This window comes from Dietzia sp. DQ11-44, assembly GCF_014145205.1.
Taxonomy (GTDB): domain Bacteria; phylum Actinomycetota; class Actinomycetes; order Mycobacteriales; family Mycobacteriaceae; genus Dietzia; species Dietzia natronolimnaea.
Genome location: NZ_JAALEC010000560.1, coordinates 1 through 2,955 on the forward strand (window position 1 = coordinate 1; position 2,955 = coordinate 2,955).

3 protein-coding genes are annotated in these 2,955 nt (G+C 69.1%); all 3 read left to right on the top strand.

Translation table 11 applies throughout. The features are described 5' to 3' along the window. Positions 1-361, top strand: a 361-nt coding sequence (locus G6018_RS13410) for a trypsin-like serine protease (protein WP_182639875.1), incomplete at its 5' end; no start/stop codon positions are given. 73 nt (positions 362-434) lie between these two features. Next, complete coding sequence (locus G6018_RS13415; RefSeq protein WP_182639876.1) at positions 435-872, top strand: GNAT family N-acetyltransferase; 438 nt, start codon at positions 435-437, stop codon at positions 870-872. 156 nt (positions 873-1,028) lie between these two features. Beyond that, positions 1,029-2,891, top strand: coding sequence for a 2-isopropylmalate synthase (leuA, locus tag G6018_RS13420; protein ID WP_179524340.1), 1,863 nt, complete (start codon positions 1,029-1,031; stop codon positions 2,889-2,891). The last annotated feature ends 64 nt before the right edge of the window (positions 2,892-2,955 follow it).

Sequence of the window (2,955 nt, forward strand, 5' to 3'; positions counted from 1 at the left end):
GGCGCCGTCCCCGTCCGTCAAGCGCGCGGGCAGGGACCCCGTGGCCGGCGACGTGCTGCGGTTCCACGGCTTCGGCGCCACCTCGCCCGGCGGTCAGCGCGCCGCGGAGCTGCGCACCGGACTCACCCGCCTCGAGCGGATGGAGCCGCGGGGCGGATCCCGCATCGGCCGGTCCCACACCATCCAGGGCGGATACGGGGCCGGGGACTCCGGCGGGCCCGTCTTCCACGGCGACCTGCTGGTGGGCATCCATTCCGGTTCCGACCACGCACGACGCCAGCCCGACGGCACCAATCCGGCCTGGTACGAGTCGGTCCCGTTCCAGAACGGTTGGATCGACTGGATGATCGCCAACCGATGACGACGAGGTACCGGTCGCACCCGGCCGTCACTCACGTGCACCGGACCGCCCGCGTATTTGTCACACTGAACAGATGACCTCGCCGGAGCAGCCGGAGCTCGTGATCCGTCGCGCCTCGCGCGGCGACCTCGATCTGGTGCTGACCGCCGACGACCTGTTCAGCCACCCACCCACCGCGGAGTGGACCCGGGACTTCCTCGACAACGGATCCAACCTGCTGTTGCTGGCGCTGCAGGACGAGGTCCCGGTGGGCATGTTGGTGGCGGTGGAGACCGGCTACCTGGGCGCCAGCCCGGACCTGTTCGTCTACGGGATCCGGGTGAGCGAACCGCTGCGTGGCCGCGGGATCGCCCATCAACTGGTGGACAAGGCGCTCGGCATCGCCGAGGAGGCCGGCTGTCGCCGGCTGTGGGGGTCGATGCACCACGACCAGGAGCTGGGCGCCGACTCCCCGCTCTCCCCGCCGGAGGCGACCACGGGGTCCACGACCTTCGTCATCCCGATTCCGTGAGACCCCGCGGAACCGTGTATCGTGACCGCCATGCAGCGCGTGCTCCTTCTTGGGTGCCGCGGCGGGGCCCGCTGAGGCGGACCGGCTCCCCGTCGCGGGATCTCGTCGCGCCGGTCCGATCCCCACAGATCGAATCCACGGAAGTAGAGCCCCGCAATGAATCCCGCTGACGCATTCGTCTCGTCGTCGTCGACCATCACTCCCCCCTCCAAGCCCGGACGCCCCGACCAACCGTCGTGGAACCGACAGAAGGGCTCCTCGATGCCGGCCCACCGGTACCGGCCCTTCGCGGAGGAGGTCGAGGACGTCTCGCTGCCCGACCGCACCTGGCCGGACAAGGTCATCACCCACGCGCCCCAGTGGTGCGCCGTGGATCTGCGCGACGGCAACCAGGCGCTGATCGACCCCATGAGCCCGGCCCGCAAGCGCCGGATGTTCGAACTGCTGGTCCGCATGGGTTACAAGGAGATCGAGGTCGGGTTCCCGTCTGCCTCGCAGACCGACTACGACTTCGTCCGCGAGATCATCGAGGACGAGGCGATCCCCTCCGACGTCACCATCCAGGTGCTGGTGCAGTGCCGGGAGGACCTGATCCGCCGCACGTTCGAGGCGTGCGAAGGCGCGTCCAACGTGATCGTGCACTTCTACAACTCGACCTCGATCCTGCAGCGCAAGGTCGTGTTCCGTAAGGACAGGGACGCGATCAAGAAGATCGCCACCGACGCCGCCGAGCTGGTGACCGCCATCGCGAAGGACTACCCGGACACCAACTGGCGCTGGGAGTACTCCCCGGAGTCGTTCACCGGCACCGAGCTCGCGTTCTCCAAGGAGGTCTGCGACGCCGTCACCGAGGTCGTGGGCGCCACTCCGGAGAACCCGATCATCCTCAACCTGCCCGCGACGGTCGAGATGGCCACGCCCAACGTGTACGCCGACCAGATCGAGTGGATGCACCGCAATCTGGCGCGCCGCGACTCCACGATCCTGTCGCTGCACCCGCACAACGACCGTGGCACCGGCGTGGCCGCCGCCGAGCTGGCCTTCCAGGCCGGCGCCGACCGCATCGAGGGATGCCTGTTCGGCAACGGCGAGCGCACCGGCAACGTCTGCCTGGTGACGCTGGGCATGAACCTGCTCACCCGCGGCGTCGACCCGCAGATCAACTTCTCGGACATGGACGAGATCCGCCGCACCGTCGAGTACGCCAACCAGCTGCGCGTACCCGAGCGTCACCCCTACGGCGGCGACCTGGTCTTCACCGCCTTCTCGGGCTCGCACCAAGACGCGATCAACAAGGGCTTCGACGCACTGCAGGTCGAGGCCGACGCGCGGGGCGAGGACATCACCGACATCACGTGGGAGGTTCCCTACCTGCCCGTGGATCCCAAGGACGAGGGCCGCACCTACGAGGCCGTGATCCGCGTGAACTCGCAGTCCGGCAAGGGCGGCGTCGCCTACATCATGAAGAGCGACTACGGCCTGCAGCTGCCGCGGCGCCTGCAGATGGAGTTCTCCGCCCTGGTGCAGAACGTCACCGATTCCGAGGGTGGCGAGGTCACGCCCAAGCAGATGTGGGACATCTTCACCCTCGAGTACCTGGACCGCGTCTCCCCCATGGAGCGGATCTCCCAGCAGCTCGACCCGGCCGAGACCGACGACGGCGTGGACTCGATCGACGCCGTGGTCAAGTGGAAGGGCGAGACCAAGGAGCTGACGGGGTCCGGTAACGGCCCCCTGGCGGCGTTCGTCGCCGCGCTCAACGAGATGTTCGACGACGAGGTGCGCATCCTCGACTACTCGGAGCACGCCATGACCGCCGGCGACGACGCCACCGCGGCGGCGTACGTCGAGGTGCAGTTCGGCAACCGGGTGTTCTGGGGCGTCGGCCGGGCCGGTTCCATCACCACCGCGACACTGCGCGCCGTGGTCTCGGCCGTGAACCGCGCGTACGCCGACGAGGCCGTGGTCCCCGACGAGACAGTGGGCAGCACCGTGGGCGCCCGGACCTGGGCCCCCTGACGCCTGGGGGCTGCTCCCCCGGGGGCCGGCCCCGTCGAGAAGAGCGTTCCGCACACATCGCCCG